This is a genomic window from Sphingomonas sp. IC4-52 (assembly GCF_020707225.1).
Taxonomy (GTDB): domain Bacteria; phylum Pseudomonadota; class Alphaproteobacteria; order Sphingomonadales; family Sphingomonadaceae; genus Sphingomonas.
In genome coordinates this window covers 842,484-865,754 of record NZ_JAJFEU010000001.1, presented here as the reverse complement: position 1 = coordinate 865,754, position 23,271 = coordinate 842,484, and the positions used below count along the sequence as shown (strand labels likewise).

The 23,271-nt window shown below is 63.3% G+C and carries 22 protein-coding genes; 12 read left to right on the top strand and 10 right to left on the bottom strand.

The window, feature by feature from the left end; translation table 11 throughout:
• Positions 1–61 precede the first annotated feature (61 nt).
• Positions 62–3,556: a DNA polymerase III subunit alpha gene (dnaE, locus tag LK535_RS04290; RefSeq protein WP_227770623.1), complete on the top strand. Its 3,495-nt coding sequence runs from the start codon at positions 62–64 to the stop codon at positions 3,554–3,556.
• Positions 3,557–3,560: 4 nt separating this feature from the next.
• On the top strand, positions 3,561–4,409 hold the full coding sequence (locus LK535_RS04285) for a transporter (RefSeq protein ID WP_227770622.1): 849 nt from the start codon (positions 3,561–3,563) through the stop codon (positions 4,407–4,409).
• Positions 4,410–4,456: 47 nt separating this feature from the next.
• Here the strand turns inward: LK535_RS04285 and LK535_RS04280 are convergent, their stop codons facing one another.
• Positions 4,457–5,530 carry a PA0069 family radical SAM protein gene (locus LK535_RS04280; protein WP_227770621.1) on the bottom strand — a complete coding sequence of 358 codons (1,074 nt, stop codon included), beginning with the start codon at positions 5,528–5,530 and terminating at the stop codon, positions 4,457–4,459.
• A gap of 190 nt (positions 5,531–5,720) precedes the next feature.
• Between LK535_RS04280 and LK535_RS04275 the strand changes: the two genes are divergently transcribed.
• On the top strand, positions 5,721–5,915 hold the full coding sequence (locus LK535_RS04275; protein WP_227771104.1) for a hypothetical protein: 195 nt from the start codon (positions 5,721–5,723) through the stop codon (positions 5,913–5,915).
• Here the strand turns inward: LK535_RS04275 and LK535_RS16975 are convergent.
• From LK535_RS16975 to LK535_RS04250, 5 genes are all read right to left on the bottom strand, one after another.
• Complete coding sequence (locus LK535_RS16975; protein WP_227770620.1) at positions 5,887–6,147, bottom strand: winged helix DNA-binding protein; 261 nt, start codon at positions 6,145–6,147, stop codon at positions 5,887–5,889. The two genes, LK535_RS04275 and LK535_RS16975, sit on opposite strands and share 29 nt — an antisense overlap.
• Positions 6,148–6,476: 329 nt before the next feature.
• Positions 6,477–6,683, bottom strand: coding sequence for a DUF2842 domain-containing protein (locus tag LK535_RS04265; RefSeq protein WP_227770619.1), 207 nt, complete (start codon positions 6,681–6,683; stop codon positions 6,477–6,479).
• A complete protein-coding gene (locus LK535_RS04260) occupies positions 6,680–7,243 on the bottom strand; it encodes a 5-formyltetrahydrofolate cyclo-ligase (protein WP_227770618.1) in 564 nt (187 codons plus the stop codon). Before LK535_RS04260 ends, LK535_RS04265 begins: the two co-directional genes overlap by 4 nt.
• Before the next feature lie 152 nt (positions 7,244–7,395).
• Complete coding sequence (zapA, locus tag LK535_RS04255) at positions 7,396–7,710, bottom strand: cell division protein ZapA (RefSeq protein WP_227770617.1); 315 nt, start codon at positions 7,708–7,710, stop codon at positions 7,396–7,398.
• Positions 7,710–7,886: a hypothetical protein gene (locus LK535_RS04250; RefSeq protein ID WP_227770616.1), complete on the bottom strand. Its 177-nt coding sequence runs from the start codon at positions 7,884–7,886 to the stop codon at positions 7,710–7,712. The genes zapA and LK535_RS04250 overlap by 1 nt, the downstream gene beginning before the upstream one ends.
• Positions 7,887–8,022: 136 nt before the next feature.
• Here LK535_RS04250 and gap point away from each other — a divergent pair, with 136 nt between their 5' ends.
• From gap to LK535_RS04235, 3 genes are read left to right on the top strand one after another with little or no spacing between them, the layout of a single operon-like run.
• Complete coding sequence (gap, locus tag LK535_RS04245; RefSeq protein ID WP_227770615.1) at positions 8,023–9,024, top strand: type I glyceraldehyde-3-phosphate dehydrogenase; 1,002 nt, start codon at positions 8,023–8,025, stop codon at positions 9,022–9,024.
• The gene (locus LK535_RS04240) at positions 9,021–9,557 is read left to right on the top strand and encodes an MOSC domain-containing protein (protein WP_321576535.1); all 537 of its coding nucleotides are present in this window, start codon (positions 9,021–9,023) and stop codon (positions 9,555–9,557) included. Before gap ends, LK535_RS04240 begins: the two co-directional genes overlap by 4 nt.
• Positions 9,482–10,672 carry a phosphoglycerate kinase gene (locus tag LK535_RS04235; RefSeq protein WP_227770614.1) on the top strand — a complete coding sequence of 397 codons (1,191 nt, stop codon included), beginning with the start codon at positions 9,482–9,484 and terminating at the stop codon, positions 10,670–10,672. The genes LK535_RS04240 and LK535_RS04235 overlap by 76 nt, the downstream gene beginning before the upstream one ends.
• A gap of 85 nt (positions 10,673–10,757) precedes the next feature.
• Here the strand turns inward: LK535_RS04235 and LK535_RS04230 are convergent, their stop codons facing one another.
• The 3 genes from LK535_RS04230 to LK535_RS04220 form a co-directional block, all read right to left on the bottom strand.
• Complete coding sequence (locus tag LK535_RS04230) at positions 10,758–12,374, bottom strand: choline dehydrogenase (RefSeq protein ID WP_227770613.1); 1,617 nt, start codon at positions 12,372–12,374, stop codon at positions 10,758–10,760.
• 119 nt (positions 12,375–12,493) lie between these two features.
• Complete coding sequence (locus LK535_RS04225) at positions 12,494–13,453, bottom strand: NADPH:quinone oxidoreductase family protein (RefSeq protein WP_227770612.1); 960 nt, start codon at positions 13,451–13,453, stop codon at positions 12,494–12,496.
• Positions 13,450–14,031 (bottom strand): TetR/AcrR family transcriptional regulator, encoded by a 582-nt coding sequence (locus LK535_RS04220; RefSeq protein WP_227770611.1) that lies wholly within the window; start codon positions 14,029–14,031, stop codon positions 13,450–13,452. The genes LK535_RS04225 and LK535_RS04220 overlap by 4 nt, the downstream gene beginning before the upstream one ends.
• A gap of 86 nt (positions 14,032–14,117) precedes the next feature.
• Here LK535_RS04220 and LK535_RS04215 point away from each other — a divergent pair, with 86 nt between their 5' ends.
• The 4 genes from LK535_RS04215 to LK535_RS04200 all read left to right on the top strand — a co-directional run bounded on the left by LK535_RS04215 (position 14,118) and on the right by LK535_RS04200 (position 19,688).
• On the top strand, positions 14,118–15,377 hold the full coding sequence (locus LK535_RS04215) for an acetyl-CoA C-acetyltransferase (protein ID WP_227770610.1): 1,260 nt from the start codon (positions 14,118–14,120) through the stop codon (positions 15,375–15,377).
• Positions 15,378–15,435: 58 nt separating this feature from the next.
• Complete coding sequence (locus tag LK535_RS04210) at positions 15,436–17,031, top strand: acyl-CoA synthetase (protein ID WP_227770609.1); 1,596 nt, start codon at positions 15,436–15,438, stop codon at positions 17,029–17,031.
• Positions 17,028–18,620, top strand: a complete 1,593-nt coding sequence (locus LK535_RS04205; protein ID WP_227770608.1) for an AMP-binding protein — start codon at positions 17,028–17,030, stop codon at positions 18,618–18,620. Before LK535_RS04210 ends, LK535_RS04205 begins: the two co-directional genes overlap by 4 nt.
• 195 nt (positions 18,621–18,815) lie before the next feature.
• Positions 18,816–19,688: an RcnB family protein gene (locus LK535_RS04200; RefSeq protein WP_227770607.1), complete on the top strand. Its 873-nt coding sequence runs from the start codon at positions 18,816–18,818 to the stop codon at positions 19,686–19,688.
• 210 nt (positions 19,689–19,898) lie between these two features.
• Here LK535_RS04200 and LK535_RS04195 read toward each other — a convergent pair whose 3' ends face one another.
• On the bottom strand, positions 19,899–20,687 hold the full coding sequence (locus LK535_RS04195; protein WP_227770606.1) for an SDR family oxidoreductase: 789 nt from the start codon (positions 20,685–20,687) through the stop codon (positions 19,899–19,901).
• Positions 20,688–20,829: 142 nt separating this feature from the next.
• On the opposite strand from LK535_RS04195, the gene LK535_RS04190 reads away from it, so the two are divergent.
• Positions 20,830–21,648 (top strand): SDR family NAD(P)-dependent oxidoreductase, encoded by an 819-nt coding sequence (locus tag LK535_RS04190; protein ID WP_227770605.1) that lies wholly within the window; start codon positions 20,830–20,832, stop codon positions 21,646–21,648.
• Positions 21,645–23,156 (top strand): MFS transporter, encoded by a 1,512-nt coding sequence (locus LK535_RS04185; protein WP_227770604.1) that lies wholly within the window; start codon positions 21,645–21,647, stop codon positions 23,154–23,156. Before LK535_RS04190 ends, LK535_RS04185 begins: the two co-directional genes overlap by 4 nt.
• The last annotated feature ends 115 nt before the right edge of the window (positions 23,157–23,271 follow it).

Here is a 23,271-nt window from a genome sequence, read left to right as displayed (position 1 = left end):
ACGGATCGGACATGGCGCAGTTCCGCTGGTCGAATCACGCCCCGGAAGGTAGGCGAAAAAGATGCCGCATTCCGGGTTCGTACCGCTTCGTATCTTCTCCTCGTACACGATGCTCGACGGGGCGATCGACCCGAAGGCGATTGCGAAGCAAGCTGCGAAGCTCGGGTTTCCGGCCGCCGCGCTGACGGACCGCAACGGCCTTTATGCGGCTATGGCTTTTTCGGACGCGGCCTTTGGCGAAGGCGTGCAGCCGATCATCGGCACCATGCTCGGTATTGCGCGGCCGGACCTGCCGGAAGGGGTCGCGCCGGTCGTGGACTGGCTCGCGCTCTATGCCCAGGATGAGCGGGGCTATGACAATCTTTGCGGGTTGGTCAGCGCCGCTCACCTCGACCGGCCGATCGACCTGCCGCCACACGTCTGCTTTGACGCGCTGATCGGAAAAACGGACGGTGTCATTGCGCTGACGGCAGGCGGCGAGGGCGCACTGGCGCGGCTTTTTGCGGAGGATCAGCCTGCCAGGGCGAGCGCTTATGCCGACCGGCTCGCCGCTCTGTTTCCGGGCCGGGTATATGTGGAGTTGGTCCGGCGCGGGGACGACATTGAGGAGCGCGCAGAACAGGCGCTGGTCGATCTCGCCTACGACCGCGATCTGCCGCTTGTCGCCACCAATCCTTGTTGTTTCGCCGAACAGACGTTCGCCAAGGCGCATGATGCCATGCTTTGCATCGCGAATTCGACCTACGTCGAAAGCGACGATCGCCCGCGCAGTTCGCCAGACGCCTGGATGAAGCCGGCAGATGCGATGCGCCGCTTGTTTGAAGATCTGCCAGAAGCGATCGCGAACACCATGGTGGTGGCCCAGCGCTGCGCCGTCGCTGCGCCCAAGCGCAAGCCGATCCTGCCCAGCCTCGCCGGCGATCGCGAGGGCGAGGCCGCAATGCTGCGTGAGCGCTCGCACGAAGGTCTGACGGCACGACTGCAGCGCATACAGGAACTCGCGACCGAGCCGCTGCCGGACGGTTGGCAGGAGGAATATCGCAAGCGGCTGGACTTCGAACTGGATGTGATCATCCAGATGGGCTTCCCCGGTTATTTCCTGATCGTCGCCGATTTCATTCAATGGGCAAAGTCCCACGATATCCCCGTTGGCCCCGGTCGTGGTTCGGGCGCGGGCTCGGCGGTGGCTTGGGCGCTGACCATCACCGATCTCGACCCGCTGCAACTCGGCTTGCTGTTCGAGCGCTTCCTCAATCCAGAACGCGTGTCGATGCCGGACTTCGACATCGACTTCTGCGAAACGCGGCGCGGCGAAGTGATCCGCTACGTGCAGGAAAAATACGGGCGCGATCAGGTGGCGCAGATCATCACCTTCGGTAAGCTGAAGGCGCGCGCCGTGTTGAAGGACACCGGGCGCGTGCTTCAGATGAGCTATGGGCAGGTTGATCGTCTGGCCAAGCTGGTGCCCAATCATCCCACTGATCCTTGGACGCTGAAGCGCGCGATCGACGGCGTTGCTGAGCTCCATCGCGAATACGCGAACGACAATCAGGTTCGTCACCTGCTGGATCTCGCGATGCAGCTGGAGGGCCTGCCGCGCCATTCCTCCACGCACGCGGCCGGCGTGGTCATTGGCGATCGGCCGCTCGCCCAGCTTGTGCCGCTCTATCGCGATCCGCGATCGGACATGCCTGTCACCCAATTCGACATGAAATATGTCGAGGGCGCCGGGCTGGTGAAGTTCGACTTTCTTGGCCTGAAGACGCTATCCGTTCTGAAACGTGGCCTGCAACTGCTGGAAAAGCGGGGCATTCATGTCGACTTGGATGCCCTGACCTGGGATGACGAGGCGGTCTATTCCCTTCTGCAGAAGGGCGACACCGTGGGCGTGTTCCAGCTCGAATCTGAAGGCATGCGCCGTACGCTGTCGGCCGTACGACCCACCAATTTCGGCGACATCATCGCGCTCGTCTCGCTCTACCGGCCCGGTCCGATGGACAACATTCCATCGTTCGGACGCCGAAAGCAGGGCACCGAGCCGATCGATTATCCGCACCCTTTGCTTGAGCCGATCCTGGCCGAAACGTACGGCATCTTCGTCTATCAGGAACAGGTGATGCAGGCGGCGCAGGTGCTTGCCGGCTATTCCCTGGGCGGCGCCGACCTGCTTCGCCGCGCGATGGGCAAGAAGATCAAGGCGGAGATGGACGCGCAGCGCGCCACCTTCGTCGCCGGCTGTGCGGAGCATAATCAGATCCCGGCCGACCGGGCGAATGCGCTGTTCGACTTGATCGACAAGTTCGCCGGCTACGGCTTCAACAAGAGCCACGCGGCCGCTTACGCGCTGCTCGCCTACCAAACGGCTTGGCTCAAAGCGCATTACCCCCACGAATTCTTCGCCGCATCGATGGCCTATGACATCCACCAGACGGATAAGTTGGCGATCTTCTGTGATGACATGCGGCGGCTCGGCGTTCGATGCCTCGCGCCCGACATTAATCGCAGCCAGGCCGATTTCGACGTCGAGGTGGACGAAGAAGGTCCTGCGGTCCGCTACGCGCTCGCTGCGCTCAAGTCAGTCGGCGAGGGTGCGATGGAAAAGCTGGTGGCGGAGCGGGACGCGAGCGGCCCCTTCGCCAGGCTCGACGATTTCGCCCGACGGGTGGATCCGCGCCTGATCAACAAGCGGCAGCTGGAAACACTGGCCGCGGGCGGCGCCTTCGATCCGATCGAGCCGAACCGAGCGGGCGTCTATGGTGTCGCAGAGACGATCCTCGCGGTTGCCGCGCGAACCCATGAGCAGCGGACGAGCGGACAGGGCGGGTTGTTCGGCGATGCGGAACCGGCCGGCGACGCGATCAAGCTTTCGGCGGCGGCTCGCTGGAGCATGGCGGAGAGAATGGAGCAGGAAAAGGATGCGTTCGGCTTCTACTTCTCCTCTCACCCGGTGGATCGCCACGCTCATTTGGCAAAGGCGAACGGGGCACGGCTTTATACCGCACTCGCCGAACTCGCGATCCCTGACGATGGTACGCGGGCGGGAGCCACCATGGCGGTGCTGGTGGAGGAGGCGCGCTGGCGTACCTCGGCGCGCGGCAAGCGCTATCTCATGGCGACGCTGAGCGATCAGAGCGGCCAGTTCATGGCGACCTGTTTCGATGATGCGGTCGCTGCTGATCTCGAGGAAGCGGCGCGCGCCGGCGGCTGCGGCCTCGCCACGGTGGAGCTTGATCGTCGCCCCGGCGAGGAAACGCCCCGTGTAACAGTGAAGCGGATCCAGCCGTTCGAGACGCTGGCCTCTCTGGCCCGCTTCGTGATCGAGGTAGTGGTTGGGGAAACAACCGCCCTGACGGCGCTCGCGGCGTTGCTCGAGCATCAGCGTGGCGCACGAGGCGAGGTGATCGTGCGGGCACCACTCGACGGCGGCGAGGCCAAGATTCTCCTTGGGCGCGACTTCCTGCTGGACCTGGAACTGGTTCAGCGCATTGAGGATCTTCCCGGCGTGCAGCAGGTCACCCTGCGCCAGTCGGAAACGCGGCTAGCGCTGGTTGGGTAAGAGCATGATGATCACAGCCTTGCTACTCCTTGCGGCTGCCGGCGCCACTTCCGATGCCGTGGCCGCACAGGAGGCAGACGGAGCCGATCGTGCCGCGACGTACTCCATAAGTGATCCGGTACCGGCCGGAGCAATGCGTGAATTCACCCCCGATCGGCCGAGCGTTACCGAAAGCCCGTACACCGTGGATGCCGGGCACGTTCAGATTGAGCTGAGCGCCGCTGAGTACGCGATCGCGCGGGACCGCAGCCGAACCCTCGACGTGCTACCGGTGAACCTGAAGCTGGGCTTGCTCGACAATGTCGACGTGGAGCTGCTGTTCACCCCTTATCAGAGGGTGTTTGACGGCGGCTCGATCTCAAGCGGTTTCGGCGACGAAACGCTGATGCGCCTGAAGATCAATCTTCAGGGTAACGATGGCGAGGGCACGGCCTTCGCCATCATGCCATATGTGAAGTTTCCTACCGGTACGGGCGGCCTCTCCAACCATCATGTCGAAGGGGGGCTGATCGTTCCGATGGAAGCCGAGCTTCCCGGCGATTTCACCTTTAACGCCATGGTGGAGGCAGATCTCGTCTATCACGACGCACGAAGCGCCTATGGAACTGATCTGGTGCACAGCGCGAGCGTCGGCCATTCGATCGCAGGGCCGGTGAGCGGCTATGTCGAATATGTCGGCGTGGCGCCATTTGGTGCGCCCCATGGCCGGGAAAACCACTATCAGGCGATCGGCTCTGCTGGTCTCGCCGTCGAGGTACGGGACAACCTGATCCTGGACGCCGGTAGCCGGGTTGGTTTCAGCGGGAATTCGGACCGGGCAGCCCTGTTCGTCGGTGCTTCGACCCGATTCTGATGGTGGCTATGCCCGATGCGCCCTCAGCTCTGGCGCGCCGGCAACGTTCAGAACAGCTCTCCTTGAGCGCCCGGCGGTGGCCGAAATAGGTCTGTTCTCAGCGCCACCCGCTCGCCACCATGCAGGCCGTGGCGGCGTCGCGCGATCTGGAATCGCGTCCGCAGCAGATCGGCCCAGGGCCCTTGGCCGCGCATACGGGTGAAGAAGCCGGGATCATTGTCCTTCCCACCGCGCAGCGATTGGATGGCAGCCATCACCTTTGCGGCCCGATCGGGGAAGTGCGCGTCCAGCCACGCGCGAAACAGCGGCGCAACCTCCCAGGGGAGGCGCACCGGAATGAACGACACCCCGCGGGCACCCGCGTTGGCGGCTTCGGCAACGATTGCCTCCACCTCGTGATCGGTGATGGCTGGAATGACGGGTGCCATGTTCACGTAGGTGGGCACGCCCGCCTCGTTCAGCTGGCGCACCGCCTTCAGCCTGCGCTGCGGATGCGGCGCTCTCGGCTCAACCGTCATTGCGATCTTCGGCTCGAGTGACGTGACGGAGATCGCCACCGCCACCAGGCCCTTTGCCGCCATAGGTGCCAGCAGATCCAGATCCCGCACCACCCGGTCGGACTTGGTCGTGATCATCAGCGGATGATCGCATGACGATAGCACTTCGATGATCTGACGCACGATCCGCCATTTGGATTCGATTGGCTGATAGGGATCGGTGTTCGTCCCCATCGCGATTGGCGCACAGCGATAGCCCGGCTTGGCCAGCTCAGCCCGCAGCAAGACAGGCGCGTCGGGCTTTACGAACAGCCTGGTTTCAAAATCGAGGCCGGGCGACAGATCGTGATAAGCGTGGCTGGGGCGGGCAAAGCAGTAAATGCAGCCGTGCTCGCATCCAACCATCGGGTTGATACTCCGGTTGAACGGTACGTCCGGGCTCTTGTTGTACGAGATGATGGTCTTGGGGCGAAGATGTTCGACACTGGTCCGCACGGCGGATGGCGGGCCATCAATCTGGCTTCGCGCGTCGAGCCAATCGCCGTCCCATTCACGCTGCGGCAGGTTGAAGCGCCCGCTCACAGCATTGGACGTCGCGCCACGTTGCGGCCGTCCTGTTCCCATTGCGCGTCTCCACCCAGATGCGGACGCTAAGCTATACGAACAAATGGAGAACATCAATTGTCCGAGGGGCGCAGCAGCCACGTGCGAGGGTCATTGGCTTTTCACGCGATCGGCGTATCATGTTGCACTGCGCCGCGACTTTGCGGCGCCGACAGGCGAAGCTGCCCTGATCGTGGTCGATGGAGCCTCAATGATGAGCAATCCCCCACGTGTCGATCGACCCAAAACGGCATCTGAGTGCCTTGGATTACTCGTGGCGGTACTTGGCTGTTTGGATGCCATCGCAAATGAGGCGGACGAGGCTACCCAGCGGGCCCTCTCGTTTGCCGCCATTCGCGTTCACGAAGCCATCGATTTCATGAAGCCCGACGTTCTCGACTCCTGACGCTATCAACTCCGGCAAACACTGCTTCAATCTTGGCCTCACCGATGCTGGTCAGATCAATCAGCGTTCTGCGGCGATCAACAGGGTCCGCGCGGCGGCTTATCAGGCCCGCCTTTTCCAGCATCAATAGCCAGCGCAAACCGGTCGATTGTGGGATCCCAGATGCCAGGCACAGTGACGATACTGAGCTCGGCTCGCCAGCGCTATGCCGAAGGTACAGGTCCAGCAGCATACACCATGCCGGGTCAGAGAATAGATCAGCCCCTAGCGCCCTGTCACGAGCACGTCGCGCCTGAATACAGCTACGTACGAGTAACGCTGTTCTCGTTTCGGCTGATGTACGTGGGCGCCGTTCAGTGTTCTGGCCGCGCTCGCCTACTGTTTTTGATAGCTTATCAAGGATGTGCTCGATCCGGGATAGGTCTGGTTGGTCAACCATCTTCGTCCGGCCTCTCGAATGCCGTCAATTTGCGAACAGGCATTGGGCGGCAACTATAATCAAATCTTGATCGACCCGAAAGGACAAGCTGCGTCCAAGGTACTTCGATTTACGCTACGTAATTACCGCCAGCGACCGGTTTCCATCCAACGTAGCAGTGGCTTTAGCGGGGTGATCCAGATGATCCCCGTAACCAAGTAGAACGCCAGCTGCGCCAACGGATGCCAACCACTCACGGTCGCCGCAAAGCTCAAGATTACTGCGCACCAAAGCATGATCAGCAGCAGAATGGCAATCATGCCGGCCGGTTTGCGCCAGGACGGGCTCATGCAGCGATCCACTCTTGTTCGGTGATGATGGCGTGGAGCGGCATGTCCCACGGATCGGTCGGGACCCGATCGACTTCCTGGACCGAGAACGCAACCCCGATGCGGTGGGCTGCCGGAAAACCTGCAAAGGCGCGATCGTAATGTCCGCCGCCCTGTCCAAGCCGCCCGAGCATCCGATCGAACGCGACCAGCGGAGCAAGGATCAAGTCCGGCGCAAGCTCGTCCCGGTGATCTTCCGGTTGCAGAAGTCCGAACGGCCCGGGCACCAACGTCGCATCGTCATGCCATGCAAGAAAACGAAGCGGCGTGGGCTGATCCACGACATGGGGCAATGCAATGCGGCATCCCTGCTTGATTGCGGCCGCAACCAGCGCGCCCGGATCTGCCTCGGCGCCAACTGGTGCATAGCTTGCCACGATCATGTCAGGTTTCAGCATCTGCAAGAACGATGGGCGCGGCGCGATGATCGGGCGCGGCTCGGGCAGCGCTCGCCTTGCAGCGCGGCCTCTGGCGCGCACCGCGATCTTGTCAGCGGCGGGGGAGGGTGACGGGACCGCCATGGCCGTTTGCCGGGATATCCACTGACGCCCAGTACGTCAGGTGGGGACCATGTGCGTCGGGCCAGGGCCCGGGCAGGGACAGCCCCCATGGATGATGAATAGCCTCAGGGATAAGTCTAGGCTCGTACCGGGCAGTACCCGTCACCAACAATCTAGTCGTTCCCGGGCGCACGCTCAAGGGCCTCTGCCAACGATTCCAGACGTCCAGCGACCCAGCTTAGCGCCACCGAGTCCATCGCCGCGGCAGAAGTAGACGCGGCAGCTTCCTGCGCCTCTCGCAATTCGTCGGCCAACATCAACGCGGTAAGCAGCAGGGCCTGCGGCACGCCGCCATCTCCAGCCGCCCTGATCGCCTGGGGCCAGCGTTCCGACAGCATGGCCCCGAGGCGTCGAACCTCATCCTCGCCGCCTTCACGGGTGTTGACGACCCAGGGCGTGCCGCCAACGTCGAGCGTTACGCGCGCCATCAGTCTGTGGCTTTCGTGGCAAGGGCGTCCATGTCGGCAATCGCATCGGCTACCTCCTGCCGAAGGGCAGCATGGCGCTCACGCAGGGCGGCATGGTCATCCGCCCGTCGTTCGATTGCTTCCTCGATGCGCCTGATCGCGGCATCGATCCGCGTCACAGCGTCGCTTTCTGTCATGATTGCGGATTAGGATCGCGCCGGCTCATCGGCAAGCCCCGCTGCGACACTTGGCAGGTCGGTGCGGTTGACGCGCAGCGCATCCGTCGCGCAAAGGCGCCCGAGATAGTTCGGGATCAGGGGAGAATCGGTCGAGATGACGAAGGTTGCGATCAACGGGTTCGGGCGGATCGGGCGCCTGGTGGCGCGGGCGATGCTGGAGCGCGGCGGCGATCTGGAGCTGGTGACGATCAACGATCTCGCCGACGCGAAGTCGAACGCTTGGCTGTTCAGCCGTGACAGCGTCCATGGAAAGTACCCGGGCACGGTGGTTGCCGAAGGCAACGATCTCGTCATTGATGGCAAGCACATCCGCGTCACGGCGGAGCGTGATCCGGCGAACCTGCCGCACAAGGAACTGGGTGTTGATCTGGTGCTCGAATGCACCGGTTTCTTCACCGACCGCGCCAGCGCGCAGAAGCACATCGATGCCGGTGCCAAGAAGGTGCTGATCTCGGCCCCGGCGAAGGGCGTGGACCTCACCGTCGTTTATGGCGTGAACCACGACAAGCTCGAGGCGGGCCACGCGATCGTCTCGAACGCATCGTGCACCACCAACTGCCTGGCGCCAGTCGCAAAGGTCCTGAACGATGCGATCGGCATCGAACGCGGCCTGATGACCACCGTTCATGCTTATACCAACGATCAGAAGATCCTCGATCAGATCCATCCGGACCTGCGCCGTGCGCGCGCGGCTGCGATGAGCATGATCCCGACCACCACTGGTGCTGCCCGTGCCGTCGGCGAAGTGCTGCCGGAGCTCAAGGGCAAGCTGGACGGCTCGGCCATTCGCGTGCCGACTCCGGACGGCAGCCTTGTCGACCTCACCTTCACGCCGAAGCGCGATACGACCATCGAGGAAGTGAACGCACTGCTCAAGGCGGCGGCGGAAGGTCCGATGGAAGGCGTCCTGCACTATTCCGACGAACCGCTGGTCTCCATCGACATCGTCCACACGCCCTATTCCTCCACCGTCGACAGCCTGGAAACCGCGGTGATCGACGGCAAGCTCGTTCGCGTCGTCAGCTGGTACGACAACGAATGGGGCTTCTCGAACCGCATGGTGGACACCGCGACGCTGATGGCGAAGCTGGGGTGAGCCAGATCGGCCGCCTTCTCGGGATCGCGCGTCATGCGCGGCCCCGTGCGTCCATGGAGGTGATTGAGGCGGCCGAGATCACGCTCGCAGGCGGCGTCACTGGCGATTACCGCGGTGGGCTGAGGGGCAAGCCGTACAAGCGCCAAGTGACACTGATCGAGCGCGCCGACTGGCAGGCCGCTACCGAAGAGGTCGGGCAGGTGATCCCGTGGCAGGAACGCCGCGCCAACCTGTTGATCGATGGCGTCGATCTGCCGCAGGTACCGGGAGCCAGGATCCGCATCGGCCCGGACGTCGTACTTGAAGTGACCGGCGAAAATGATCCGTGCAGTCGCATGGAGGCGATCGCCGCCGGTCTTGAAGCGGCGCTGACTCCGGACTGGCGAGCGGGCGCGTGCACAAAGGTTGTACAAGGCGGCGCGATCGCCGCCGGTGATGAGATCAGGATTGAGGAAGCATGGCCAAGTCATTCCGAACGCTCGACGACATCGGCGACGTCCGCGGCAAGCGGGTCCTCGTCCGCGAGGATCTGAACGTCCCCTTCGCTGACGGTGCCGTCACTGATGACACGCGCCTGCGCGCGACGATCCCAACGGTCACCGAGCTGTCGGACAAGGGCGCAATCGTGCTTGTTCTGGCCCATTTCGGCCGACCAAAGGGCGTTCCCAGCCCGGAGATGTCACTCGCTCAGATCACCAAGCCCTATGAAGCGGTGCTTGGTCGCCCGGTGCGCTACATCGACTGGGAAGGTGACGCGGCGAACGTGGCGACGCTGCAGCCCGGCGACATTGCGGTGCTGGAGAATACGCGCTTCTTCGGCGGTGAGGAAAAGAACGATCCGGCAGTGATCGATCGCTTCGTTGCGCTTGGCGACCTTTACGTCAACGACGCCTTCTCGGCCGCTCATCGCGCCCATGCCTCGACGGAAGGTCTGGCGCGCCGGCTGCCGGCATACGCCGGCCGCGCGATGGAGGCGGAGCTGGTTGCGTTGCAGAAGGCGCTCGGCGAGCCAGAGCACCCCGTGGCAGCGGTGGTCGGCGGCGCGAAGGTGTCGACCAAGCTGGACGTGCTGAAGCACCTGGTGGGCAAGGTTGATCATCTCATCATTGGCGGTGGCATGGCCAACACCTTCCTCGCGGCTCGCGGCGTGGATGTCGGCAAGAGCCTGTGCGAGCATGATCTGACCGGAACGGCCGAGGAGATTCTGGAGGCGGCGGACCGGGCGAACTGCACCGTTCACCTGCCGTACGACGTGGTAGTGGCGAAGGAGTTCAAGGCCAATCCGCCAACGCGCACGGTCAACGTGCACGAAGTCGCTGCTGACGAGATGATCCTCGACGTCGGCCCAGCTGCAGTTGAAGCGCTTGGCGACGTACTCAAGAATTGTCGCACTTTGGTGTGGAACGGGCCGCTCGGCGCATTCGAGACGCCGCCCTTTGATACGGCCACGGTGGCGCTGGCAAAGACCGCGGCGGCATTGACGATCGGGGGCACCCTGGTTTCGGTGGCTGGCGGTGGGGATACCGTTGCAGCATTGAACCACGCCGGCGTTGCCGATGACTTCACCTTTGTATCCACCGCAGGTGGCGCCTTCCTTGAGTGGATGGAAGGACGGGAACTGCCTGGGGTGGCCGCTCTCCTCCAGTAACACGGCAGCATGCCCGTCACTGGGCAACACCTGGAGAATTCGGACGTGAACGGCTCCCGCCAGGCAGGCGGGAGCCGATTTCGTGTCAGGCTGCCAGCGCGGCTGGTTTCCCTACTCCGCGGATCAGGTCTGCCGCTTTTTCCGCGATCATGATCGTCGGCGCGTTGGTGTTCGATCCCACCAGCGTCGGCATCACCGACGCGTCGACAACGCGCAGGCCGGTGAGCCCGCGCACGCGGAGCTGTTCGTCGACCACCGCCATCTTGTCACCGTCGGCCCCCATCTTGCAGGTGCCGACCGGGTGATAGATGGTTTCCGCATTGGCGCGGACCCAGGTGTCGATCTCGGCATCGGACTGGACCGTGCGACCCGGTGCATATTCGTCCCCGCGATAGGGATCGAGGGCGGCTTGATAGGCCACTTCGCGCCCGATGTGCACGCAGTCGCGCATCACGCGTCTGTCGACTTCGCTCGCCAGATAGTTCGCGTAGATCAACGGATCGGCGGTCGGATCGGTCGATCCCAGTGCAATGCGGCCCCGGCTCTCCGGACGAAGCTGGCACAGATGCAGGGAGAAGCCGTCCGCTTTCACCCGGGTCTTGCCATGGTCCTTCATGATCGCAAGCACGCCATGGATCTGGACGTCCGGACGCGAGAGGCCCTCGCGCGAGCAGATGAACGCGCCAGATTCGAGGAATTGCTGACGACCCAGCCCAGTGCCGCGGGTCAGATATTCCAGGCCGACGCGCAGCTGCCGCAGCCCTTTGGTCGAGGAGAAAGCGGTCTTCAGCCCACGGCTGTACCAGCTCATGATGATGTCGAGATGGTCCTGCAGATTCTCGCCGACACCGGGCAGATCGTGCACCGGCCGCACGCCGGCCTCGCGCAGGGACGCGCCGTTACCGATCCCGGAGAGCTGAAGAATGTGCGGGCTCTGCACGGCGCCGGCGCACAGGATGACCTCTCCGTCCACCTCAACGCGCTGTATCTCATTGTCCTTGATGTAGCTGACTGCCACGGCACGGCCGCCCGAGATCGACACGCCTGCGGTCCGCGCGTCTGTGATCACGGTCAGGTTTTTGCGGGTGGCGACCGGACGCAGGTAGGCGGCGGCAGTGGACCAGCGCTGACCATCCGAGATCGTCAGGTCATATCGGCCGAAGCCTTCCTGCTCGGCGCCATTGAAGTTCTCGGTTACGGGGTAGCCGGCCTGGCGTCCTGCCTCGATCAGTGCGTCGTGGAAGGGGCTGTCGCTCTCACCCCCGGAGATTTTCAGCGGTCCATCCGCCCCGTGCAGCTCATGGATCCGATGATGCCCTTCCAGCTTGCGGAAATAGGGGAGCACATCCTCCCATGACCATCCGGTGAGCCCCAGTTGGCGCCACTCGTCAAAGTCCTGGGGATGCCCGCGCGTATAGACCATGCCATTGATCGAGGATGAGCCGCCGAGCCCACGGCCGCGGGGCCACCAAAGGCGGCGATTGTCTAGATGTGGTTCCGGCTGCGTCCAGAAGCCCCAATTGTGTTTGCCCTTCGCCTTGATCAGGCTGCCGACGCCCGCCGGCATCCGCACCAGCAACTCCTTGTTGGCGCCACCTGCTTCCAGCAGGCAGACGCTGACGGCCGGGTCCTCACTGAGCCGCGCCGCAAGCGTGCATCCAGCGGAGCCCCCACCGACGATGACGTAATCGAAACCAGCCATCTTCCTCTCCATTTCTCATTCTCATCCCCGCGCCGAGGATGGTTGATGCGATCTTGTGCGCGGGAACCGGGCGATTGCCAGCGCTAATTCGATGTTATTGGTTCGGCGCGGGCCGCCGCTCACGGGATCAGGACGATCTTTCCGACCATGTCGCTGCGCTGCATGGCTTCGAATGCCGAGCGCCAGTCCGCCAACGCATATTCCGCGTGAACCCGCGGCCGGACCTTGCCTTGCTCGGCGAGGCTCCAGATTGCGTCCTGATTTTCGCGTCCCTTGTCTGGAAACTGACGTCCATACTCACCCGCTCGCACGCCGATCACGGAAAAGCCCTTGATTAGCGGCATGTTGGTGGAAACTGTTGCGATACGCCCGGAGGTAAAGCCGACGACGCAAAGCCGTCCGCCAAACGCGATGGACCGTACGGATTCGTCGAAGACATCGCCGCCGACAGGATCGTAGATCACGTCTGCACCACCGCCAGTAAGCTCTTTCACTCGCTCTCGAAATCCCGGTGCGGGTAGACCGGCCTCGACGCCATATTCCGCCATCAAAACTGCGAGCTTTTCGGGCGAGCGGGAGGTGGCGATAACACGGGCGCCCAGAGATGTCGCAAGATCTACCGCCGCCAGACCGACGCCGCCGGTGGCGCCGTGGATCAGCACCGACTCGCCCGCTTCCACCTTTGCGAGTCTCACTAGTGCGACATATGCGGTGAGGTAGGCCGCGCCGACGCCAGCCGCCTGCCCGAATGACAGTTGCGCGGGCTTCTGCCGGACGGCTGCTGCGTCGACTGAAACGACTTCAGCGAAGCCGCCGAGCCGCGTGCCTGCCACGACCGCTTGGCCCGGCTCGAAGCCGTCGCCCGCGATCACTTCGCCGGCAATTTCCATTCCCGGCGAGAAGGGGAGTGGCGGCTTCAGCTGATATTCTCCCCGCGTCATCAGCAGGTCGGGGTAGTTTAGCGCCGCCGCCTTCACCCGGATCAGGACCTTGCCGGGCTCAGCCGTCGGCTCGGGCAAGTCGAGCAGGGCAGTTCCCGAAAGATCCGGCGACAGGGTGGAAACGACCAAGGCCTTCACGGGCGCGCGACCATGATGTCGAGCAGCGAATCGAACAAAGTGGCCATGTCGAGGTGCGGCGCATGAACCTTGCTCAGCCCCAGCGTGATCAGCCCATAGGCGCGCACCTCCGCCTCACTGCGCGAGAAGCCGATCTCCATGAGGCTGCTGGCCAGGAAATTGAGCATGAGCTCATCGTGACGTTCGACAGCGCTGCGCGCCCGCGAGTCGCTTTCCGCCCAAGCGCGCATAGCCACTGCGATCCGCGACGATCCCCTGCGGCGCACCGTCTGCCCCAGGAGGCGGATACGCCCGATCGGGTCGGGCGTGGCGCGCCCCAGCGCGGCGATCAGGTCGCTGACCTGATCCTCGGCGAAATAGGCCGCCAGCTTGCCCTGATAGTCATCGAAGTCGCGAAAGTGGTGATAGAAGCTGCCGGTCGAGACCTTCAGTTCCTCCGCGAGTGGACGTAGTTTCAACGCGCGCAAGCCGCCACGCCTCAGGAGTGACTGGCCGGCTTCCAGCCAATCACGCGGGGTCAGGTCCGGGCTTCGAGGAGCTGTCGTTGATCCCGAAACTACTGGCTGCACGCTTGACATCCCCTCTACCATAACGAAGGTTATGCCGGAAATCCGCGCCGGTAAAGGGCCGGTCGGGGTGGGATTCTTGGAGAGGTTCTGAAGCAATGGCCGACGCTTACATCATCGACGCCGTTCGTACGCCGCGCGGAATCGGGAAGCAGGGCAAGGGCGCGCTGGCGCACATGCACCCGCAGCATCTCGCCGCCACCGTGCTGAAGGCGCTGAAGGAGCGCAACAACCTGAACACTGCCGAAGTGGACGACATCATCTGGTCGACGAGCTCGCAGCGCGGCAAGCAGGGCGGTGACATGGGCCGCATGGCGGCGCTTGATGCCGGCTATGACGTCAAGGCATCCGGCACCACGCTGGATCGCTTCTGCGGTGGCGGCATCACGGCGGTGAATTTTGCCGCGGCGCAGATCATGAGCGGCATGGAAGATTGCGTCATCGCCGGCGGCACCGAGATGATGAGCCTCACTGCCGCAATGGGCCAGGAAGACATGGAAAGCGGCAAGCCGCCGCTGGGCATGGGCTCGGGCAACGAGCGGCTGAACCTCAGCCACCCGCAGTCGCACCAGGGCGTGTGCGGCGACGCGATCGCCAGCATGGAGGGCTTCACCCGCGAGCAGCTCGACGCGGCCGGTCTCGAAAGCCAGCAGAAGGCTGCCAAGGCGATCGCCGAAGGCCGCTTCAACAAGTCGATCGTGCCGGTGCTCGATGATGACGGCAATGTCGTTCTCGACCATGACGAATTCCCGCGTCCGCAGACCACTGCGGAAGGGCTCGCGAGCCTGAAGCCGTCGTTCGCTGCGCTGGCCGACATGCCGTACAACAAGTCCGGCGACACGTTCCGCAAGCAGATCAATCGCAAGTACCCGGATCTTGAGATCCAGCATTTCCACCATGCCGGCAATTCGTCCGGCGTGGTTGACGGCGCGGCGGCGGTGCTGCTGGCGTCCAAGGAATATGCCGACAAAATGGGCTGGAAGCCGCGTGCGCGCATCGTGGCCATGGCGAACATCGGCGATGATCCGACGCTCATGCTGAACGCGCCGGTGCCGGCCGCGAAGAAAGTGCTGGAGAAAGCGGGCCTCAAGAAGGAAGACATCGACCTCTGGGAGATCAACGAGGCGTTCGCCGTCGTCTCCGAGAAGTTTATCCGCGACCTCGAACTGCCGCGTGACAAGGTAAACGTGAACGGTGGTTCGATCGCGCTCGGCCACCCGATCGGCGCGACCGGCTCGATCCTGATCGGCACCATCGTCGACGAGCTGGAGCGTCAGGAAAAGCGCTACGGCCTCGTTACCATGTGCGCCGCAGGCGGCATGGCGCCGGCGATCATCGTCGAGCGCCTGGCCGCCTGATCGAAGCTGAAGCAAGACCGCGAGCGGGCCGAGAGCGCCCGCCGCGGCGGAGAGAATGATGACGCACCCGTACAAGCATGCCGCCGCCACGCCCGATAAAGCCGCCTATATCATGGCGGGAAGTGGCGAGACGATCACTTTCGCCCAGCTCGATGCGCGCGCGAACCAGGGTGCGCATCTTATTCGTTCGCTCGGCCTGAAGCGTGGCGACGCAATGGCGATGATGATGGACAATTCGCCCCGCTATTTCGAGGTCGCCTGGGCGGCCGAACGCGCCGGCGTCTATCTCACCTGTATCTCGTCCAAGCTGATGGCGGGCGAGGCGGAATATATCATCCGCGACGGCGACTGCCGCGTGTTCATCGCGTCCAAGGGTTGCGCCGCTTGTGCAGAGGCAGTGCTACCGCTGATCGAGGATCTCGACTGCTACATGGTCGATGGCACGATCGAGGGGTATCAGAGCTGGGAAGAGGCCTGCGCCGCGCAGCCGACCACGCCGATTGCCGATCCGTCGCCGGGCCAGATCATGCTCTACTCCTCCGGCACGACGGGCAAGCCCAAGGGCGTTCGCTTCGCATTGCCGGAAGAGCCGTATGGCGAGAATGTTTCGCCGCTGATGATGATCGGGCAGGGGCTGTACGGCTTCAACCCCGACATGGTCTATCTGTCGCCCGCGCCGCTCTATCACGCCGCGCCGCTGCGTTGGTCGATGGCGGTGCAGCAGCTGGGCGGTACCGTGGTTGTCATGGAGCGCTACGATCCTGAAAAGGCGCTGGAGGCGATTCAGCGCTACAAGGTGACTCATGCGCAATGGGTGCCGACGCATTTCATCCGGATGCTGAAACTTCCCGAGGATGTACGCAGGAAATATGACGTATCGTCGCTGAAGGCCGTCTGGCACGCCGCTGCGCCGTGTCCGATCCCCGTTAAAGAGGCGATGATCGAATGGTGGGGCCCAATCATCGGCGAATATTACGCCGGGACCGAAGGTAATGGCTTCCACAACATCCTCTCGCCCGAATGGTTGACGCACAAAGGGTCGGTCGGCCGCAATCTGACGACGATCACCCATATCTGCGACGAGGACGGGAACGAGGTGCCACCGCGGACCGAGGGCACAATCTATTTTGAAGCCCCGGTGACCGAGCTCAATCCCACCGGGGCTGCGCCGTTCAGCTACCACAACGACCCTGAGAAGACGAAGGACAGCACCAACGCCAAGGGCTGGACGACGCTCGGTGATGTGGGCTGGATGGACGAGGAGGGGTATCTCTACCTGACCGATCGCAAGAGCTTCATGATCATTTCGGGCGGGGTGAACATCTACCCGGCCGAGATCGAGAACTTGTTGATCACGCATCCCAAGGTTGCCGACGTCGCCGTGATTGGCGCACCGCACGAGGAAATGGGCGAGGAAGTTGTCGCCGTGGTCCAGCCGAAGGATCCACTGGAGGATCGCGAGGCACTGGCGGCCGAACTGTCCCAATATGCCCGCGCTAATCTCAGCCACGTGAAATCGCCACGTCGCTGGGATTTCCGCGAAGAACTGCCGCGGCATGACACGGGGAAGCTCTACAAGCGGCTGCTGCGTGACGAATATTGGGGCAAGGCGAAGCCGGCTGAGACGGCTCCGCCCGCGGAGCAAGCCGCATGAGCTTCAACTTCGGCGACTTGATCGAAGCGGTGGAGGCCGCGATCCCGGGTGACCGGCCGGCCCTCGCCCATGGCGATCAGGTGGTGGACTGGGCCGCGCTGCGGGTTCGTTCGAACAATCTCGCACGTGCATTGGTGGAGCGGGGGCTCAAGCCCGGCGACCGCTTCGCCTTTTACGCCTATAATTCCGCGGATTATCTCGTTGCGCTGATGGCGTGCTGGAAGGCACGCGGCACCCACGTCAACGTCAACTACCGTTATGTCGCGGACGAGCTTGCCTATATCCTTGCTGATAGTGACGCGACGGTCCTGGTCTATGATGCGCGGCTTCGGGAATGCGTCGAGGAAGTCGTCGATCGGTCCCCGTTGGTGCGCAGCTATGTCGAGATCGGCGGCAACGGCGCGGCGCCGGCGTTTGCCGAATCCTTCGAGGATCTGGTCCAGGGTGACGGCGCATCGCTCGGCATCCCGCGCGATCCGCAGGACCGATTTTTTATCTATACCGGCGGCACCACGGGAATGCCGAAAGGTGTGGTGTGGAGCCATGCCGATCTGAACGCGATCGGCCATGCCGCAGCGGAGGCTGCCGGATTGCCGGTGCCCACGACCGTCGAAGAGGCGGCGGCTTTTGCCGCTGCCAATCCGGATTATCCGCGCACCGTTTGCGGCCCACCGCTGATGCACGGCACGGGCCTCCTAACGTCCTACGGCTCGCTGCTCGCGGGCGGGTTCGTTGCGACTTTACCCAGCCGGAGCTTCCACCCGGAGGAAGCGCTGGACGCGATTGATCGGTGGCAGGCCAACCGGCTGGTCGTTGTCGGCGATGCCTTCGCGCGTCCAATCCTTGAGGCACTCGACGCAGAGCCGGATCGGTGGGACGTATCCTCGATGCGTCTCATCAATTCGTCGGGCGTCATGTGGACGCAGGGCGTGAAGGAAGGCCTGATTCGGCATATGCCGGAGGCTACCTGCCAGGACAATTTCAGTTCGTCCGAGGCGATAGGTATGGGCGTATCGCTGACCACCAAGGATGGAACGGTCGAAACGGCCAAGTTCGTCGTCGGTCCGCGTTGCCGTGTTCTGGACGATGATGACAAGGATGTGGTTCCCGGCTCGGGCGTCACCGGCAAGGTGGTGCTTGGCCCCCCCAATCCGGTCGAATATCATAAGGATCCGGTGAAAAGCGACCGCACCTTCCGGTTGATCGATGGCGTGCGCTATACGGTGTCTGGCGATTTCGCGCAGGTTGCTGAGGACGGCTCTGTCATCCTGCTCGGGCGCGGCTCAGCCTGTATCAATTCCGCGGGCGAGAAAATCTTCCCGGAAGAGGTGGAGGAAGCACTCAAGCTGTGTCCCAAGGTGGATGACGCTTTGGTATTCGGCATGCCGGACCCGAAATGGGGCCAGGCGGTCGCCGCCGTTGTTCAGTCCGCACAAGGCTTTGACGAGGGCGCCGCTCGCGATGTCCTGCGAACCAAGCTGGCCGGGTACAAACTTCCCAAGCTCATTGTGGCAACAGGCGAGTCGCTCCGTGCGCCTAATGGCAAGGCGGACTATGCCAAGGCAAAGGGGCTCGCAGGGGTCGCCTGACGCCTGCTCCCCATAGCAAGATGGGGTTGGTGATCTTCCCGACTGGGAAACGGTACGTCCGACGTTCGCCTTTCCTTTCGCAATGCTGACGGTTGCATTCAGCCAGTATTCTCGACGGTTGGTGCAAAAGGGCTTCATCATCGGGGCCGGCTCGTGCGCCGGCGGTGGAGTTTGCAGCAGATGGGCAGGAAATTGGTGGCAGCGTTGATGGCGGCGGCGGCGCTGGTGCCCGGTGTCAGCCTTGCGCAGGAGCGCGGCGGTGGTCGCCAGTGGGGCGGCGCCGAGCAGCGACAGCGCCAGCCGGGCGGCGGGTGGCAGCGATCCGCTCCGCAGGGCCGCGCGCCTGAACGACAGGTACAAGGCGGCGCGGAACGGAACTGGCAGCGTACAGCGCCGCAGGACCGGGGCGGCTGGGCACAGCAGCGCGCGGTTCCGGGTACGGAAGCGGGCCGAGAGTTTCGGCAGGAGCGCCGCGAGCAACGTCGCGATTTTGCGGCCGAGCGTCAGCGTGATCGCCAAGCGTTGACCTCCGGCGCGGTGACGCGGGAAACCTTCCGCGCGGATCGGGCGCGGGATGGCGAAGCATTTCGTCGTGATCGTGCGCAGGATCGTCGCGATTTCACGCGGGAGCGCCGGAACGATGCGCAGCGGAACTGGGCGCGCAGTGGCGCGGATTGGAACGACCACGCACGTTGGGACAGCCGGGGCGGCGACTGGGGCGATCAGCGGCGCTGGTATGGGCGCAACGATCGGGGCGGCTGGAATCGCGACTGGCGGCGCGACTCGCGCTATGATTGGGGGCGGTGGCGAGCGTCGAACCGCAATGCCTTCCGCTTGCCGCGCTATTATGCGCCTTATGGCTGGAACCAGGGCTATCGGCGGTTTTCGGTAGGCGCCGTCCTGTCATCATTGCTGTTCGCGCAGAGCTATTGGATCAACGATCCATGGTCCTATCGCTTGCCGGAGACCGACGGAGACCTCCGCTGGGTGCGCTACTACAATGATGCGCTGCTGGTGGACGTTTACTCCGGCGAAGTCGTGGACGTGATCAACGACATTTTCTGGTGATCGGTGCGGCCGAAGGAGGCATGCTCAGCACGCCTGAGGCCGGGTGGTTGTCCGCTCAGCCAAGGTTGATGGCGTGGCATCGACAATGCCCGCTGATGGCACGGTAAAGCCGGACTGCAGATGCGCGAAAGGCCGTGAGGCCTATATGGAAACGGGTGGCTGACCCTGTGTCAGCCACCCTTTCTGTATCTCGCAAAGCAACGACCGCTGTCAGGCCTCCAGGCTAGTTCCAAGCGACGCATTCACCAGCCCGCCGTCAACGACGAGCGTATCGCCTACCACGTAATCGCTCGCCCGGCTCGCGAGGAAGATCGCGGCACCCGCCATGTCCTCGAAATTGCCGATCCGCCGCATCGGGATCCCCTTCGCCACCTGATCACCATGGTCGCGCGCGGCGCGGTTCATCTCGCTGGCAAAAGCCCCCGGGGCGAGGCTGGTTACGATGATCCCGTCCTTGATCAACCGAGCGGCCATGCGCTTTGTCAGATAGATCAGGGCAGCCTTCGATGCGTGATAGCTGTAGGTATCCCACGGGTTCAGCCGCATGCCATCGATGGAGGTGATGTTGATCACCTTGGACGGTGCCTCGTGGCTGGCATTCGTCTTCAACAAACCGTGCAGGGCCTGGGTGAGGAAGAAGGGTGATTTGACGTTGAGGTCCATAACCTTGTCCCACCCGCTTTCGGGGAACTCTTCGAACGGCACGCCCCACGCCGCGCCGGCATTGTTGACGAGGATGTCGAGCCGTTTCTCCCGCTCTGCGAGGGCAGCGGCAAGTGCGCGGCAGCCCTCCACGGTTGAGACGTCCTGCGGCAACGGAATGCACTTGGGGCCAAGCTCCGCAGCGGCTTCATCGCAGGCGGCGGCCTTGCGCGACGAAATGTAAACCGTTGCGCCCTGCTCGATATAGGCCTTCGCGATCATCTTGCCGATGCCGCGGCTGCCGCCGGTGACCAGTGCGACGCGCCCCTCAAGGCTGAAAAGATTGTTCAGGCTCATCCATATACCTCCGTGTTGGCGGCTGGGCTAGCGGTGTCGGCGGCGGTGAACAAGCGGCCTACCGCTTTTTCGAACAGGTTATGATTGACGGCCGGCCTTGCCATACTATGCTGCCGAAAAACAGAAATGACAGGACGAGAGGATGCGCTTTTCGGGCAAGCGTGCCGTCGTAACAGGCGGCGCTTCGGGCATCGGTCGTGCAACGGCGCTTCGGCTGGCTGAGGAGGGTGCCGAGGTCTGGATCGGCGACATCGATGAGGCCGGAGGACAGGAACTTGCCACTACCTCCAACGGCAAGATCCACTTCCAGCGCTGCGATGTAACGCAGGCGGAGGAGATCCGGTCGCTGATCGAGGCGACGGACGGCCTGGACGTTCTGTTCAACAACGCCGGTGCCGGGGGCGCGCCCGAAAAGATCGACGAAATTGCACCTGAGGACTGGGATCGGACGCAGTCGCTGTTGCTTCGCTCGGTGGCACTCGGGATGCGTTACGCCGCGCCGCTGATGGCCAAGCGCGGCGGCGGCGCGATCGTCAACACGTCTTCCGTATCCGCGCTAGGCACGGGCTACGCCCCGACCGCTTATTCCACCGCAAAGGCCGGCGTGCTTCACCTGTCGAAGATGGCCGCGGCCGATCTCGCCAAGCACAATATCCGCGTGAATGCCGTCATTCCCGGCTTCATCACGACGAACATATTCACCCGTCATCTGGATGTGCCGGCCGACAAGCTGGAGCGCGCAAACCAGGTGATCGCGCAGGTCGCCGCCGGCGCCCAGCCGGTAAAGCGGGCCGGGCGGCCTGAGGACATTGCGTCCGCCGTATCATTCCTGCTCAGCGAGGACGCTGCGTTCATTACTGGCACGCATCTGGTGGTGGACGGTGGGATTACTATCGGCACCCGCCAGAGCTGGGACCCGGATCAGCCAGGGTTGTTTGCCGCGTTGGAGGCTTTTCAATGAGTGCAACGATCGCAAGCACTGCCTCCATTGGGACGGCGCCGCCGGCCGGCCGGCGGCTGCGCACCGGCACCATGGCCAGCTACGGGTTCGGCGCTGCCGCTTATGGCGTGAAGGATTCCGGCTTCGGCACGTTCCTGTTGTTGTTCTACAACCAGGTCATCGGTGTGCCAGCGGCAACTGTCGGCTTCGTGATCATGTGTGCGTTGATCATCGACGCGTTCATCGATCCAACGGTTGGCGTTCTTTCCGATCGCACGCGCACCCGGTGGGGTCGGCGCCATCCCTGGCTTTACGGTTCGGCCCTGCCGATCATGCTGGGTTGGGTGCTGTTGTGGAACCCGCCGCAAAGCTCGCAGACCGCGACGCTGGCGTGGCTTTTCGTTGTCGCTGTGTTGGTACGCAGCGCAGTCAGCGCCTATGAGGTGCCGAGCCAGGCGATGGCCGCGGAGCTCAGCTCGGACTATGACGAGCGCACCCGCATCATGGCCTATCGCTATCTGTTTGGCTGGGCCGGCGGGCTCGTCATGCTAATTGCCGCTTACTGGATCTTCCTGTCGCCAACGCCGGAATATCCGAACGGCCTTCTCAACCCGAACGGCTACAAGGGTTTCGCGATCGCGGGCGCATTGTTCATGGGCGTCGCGATCCTGACATCCGCCTTGGGCACTCACCGGGAGATTCCCAATCTTCCCGCACCAGTGATCGAAAAACAGACCATCCGGCAGAATTTCGCTGAACTGGGCCAGACGCTCCGCAACAAGGCGTTCCTTATTCTGATGGGGGCGGGGCTGTTCGTGTACACGAACCAGGGCATCACCTACGCCATCTCCAACTATCTCTACACTTACGTCTGGCGGTTCACGACCGTGACGATCGCCGGCCTCACCGTGCCGACCTTCGTCCCGCTCAGCATGGTGTTGTTCTGCGGCGTGCTGGTCGCCTTCGTTCTGGCGCCTCGCATTGGCCAGGTGACCAGCAAGCCTAAGGCTGCGTCTGTGGCGGCGGTGCTGGCGATCATCATCGGCACCTCGCCTTATTGGCTGCGGCTCGCCGGCCTCTTCCCTGAAGTTGGCAGCGCTGCGATGCTGCCGCTGCTGTTCGCCATGCTGGCGATTGGCACGGCAGCAAGTGTGACTGCGCACATCCTGGGCGCTTCCATGATGGCAGACGTGGTAGAAGACTCGGAGCAGCGCACCGGTCGGCGTTCGGAAGGCGTGTTTTTCGCCGGCGGCTTTTTCATTCAGAAATGCACCAGCGGCGTCGGCATCTTCGTTACTGGTCTGATCCTTGCCGCCGCGAATTTCCCTGCAAAGGCGGTGCCGGGACAGGTGCCTGCCGACGTGCTCGATCGGCTCACCGTCATCTATATCGTCGCCGCCACGGTCCTCGCGCTGGTCGCGGCGGCGCTGTATCGGGCCTTTCCGTTCGGTCGCGCTGAACATACCGCGCGCCTCGAAGCATTGCGCATGCAAGCGCTTGATTCGGAGAGAATTGATCCGGTTCCCTGACGTTTAAGGGCGGTGATTTGGTCGGCAGCCGGCACTTCGTCGGCGCCGCAACACCGTTCATCGGGTTTGGTTCCCGCGACTATTGGTTTTCTTGAACGCCCCCCGTAGCCGGACT